The organism is Streptomyces sp. AC627_RSS907, assembly GCF_019049165.1.
This window is the reverse complement of record NZ_JAGMUE010000243.1, coordinates 31395-32659: the sequence shown is the minus strand read 5'-3', so window position 1 is coordinate 32659 and position 1265 is coordinate 31395. Positions and strand designations below refer to the sequence as shown.

Here is a 1265-nt window from a genome sequence, read left to right as displayed (position 1 = left end):
ACCCCCACCCCGACCCCGACGCCGGTCCGCCCCGCGGTGCCCGCGCCCGAACCGTCCGCCACTCCCACGCCCCGGCCGTCGCTCAGCCCGGTGCACTACCCGCGCTACCGCACGACCCGGCCGCACCAGCGGTCCTCGCGCGGGGCCACGTCACCGCTCGTCTTCGTCCTGCTCATCACGGTGCCCGCGGTGGTCGCCGTCGCCGCGCTCCGTGCGCGCTGATCCTCTGGAGGCCTCCCTTGGCGGAATGGCTTGTTCTCACTCTCGCGATGCTGGCCGCCTGTGCCGTGGTGGTCGTCGTCACCCTCGTACGGCACCGCACGGCGTCCGACGACGAGGACCCCAGCGAGACCCCGGACGTCATCGAGTACATGACGATGTGGATCGGCGTGGTGTACGCCATCGTCCTGGGTCTGGCCATCGCCGGTGTCTGGGAGGCGCGCAGCGCCGCCCAGGACCACGTGCAGACGGAGGCCGTCGCCCTGCACGAGATCTCGGAGCGCGTCCGGGTCTATCCGCCCGAGGTCCGTGACCGCATCCGGGATGATGTCAACGCCTATGTCGGACACGTCGTCACCACCGAGTGGAAGACCATGGCGGACCACGGCCGGGTCACCGAACGCGGCACCGAACTCCTCGACCGCGTCCGCGCGGACGTCACCGACTACGAGCCGCGGACGGACTTCGAGGCACAGGCCTACCAGCCGCTTCTCGACCAGGTGACCGCGGCCGACCAGGCCCGCATCGCCCGGTCGGAGTCGACCGGGGCGACCATGCCGGGCGTGGTGTGGTTCGGGCTGATCGCCGGCGCCGTCGTCACGATCGGGATGGTCTTCGCCCTGCAGATCCGCCGCACGGCACGCGAACTGGTCCTCGCCGGGCTGTTCTCGGCGCTGATCGCCTTCCTGCTCTTCCTGATCTGGGACTTCGACGCGCCGTTCAGCCGCGGCATCGCGGCGTCGACGGAGCCGTTCCTCAACCTCTTCCCGGGGGTCGAGGGCTGACGCGGCGCGCACGGGTCCTCTCCCGGCGACCGGTTCACCGGGGCCGCCGGGAGACGCCGAGAGACGACCGGCACACCCCCTGCGCACGGCCGCACCCGTCCCCCGTGCACGCCGTCCCGGCGTTTCGGACATCGCCGTGCCGGGACCGGCCGCGGGAGACAGCGGCCCGACGTACGGCTGCGGCGCCCGCACCGCCTCGCCCCGCCCCGCCCCGCCCCCGCAGGGCTCCGCCCCGAAGGCCGAGTCCGTACGGTCGGGGAC

1 protein-coding gene and 1 pseudogene are annotated in these 1265 nt (G+C 73.1%); both read left to right on the top strand.

From position 1 onward, the window contains the following. Nucleotides 1-222, top strand: a pseudogene (locus KUM32_RS32995) (hypothetical protein); the annotation flags it as partial. A 17-nt stretch (nt 223-239) separates the two neighbouring features. Next, nucleotides 240-1004 carry a DUF4239 domain-containing protein gene (locus KUM32_RS32990; RefSeq protein WP_217145614.1) on the top strand — a complete coding sequence of 255 codons (765 nt, stop codon included), beginning with the start codon at nt 240-242 and terminating at the stop codon, nt 1002-1004. Nucleotides 1005-1265 lie beyond the last annotated feature (261 nt).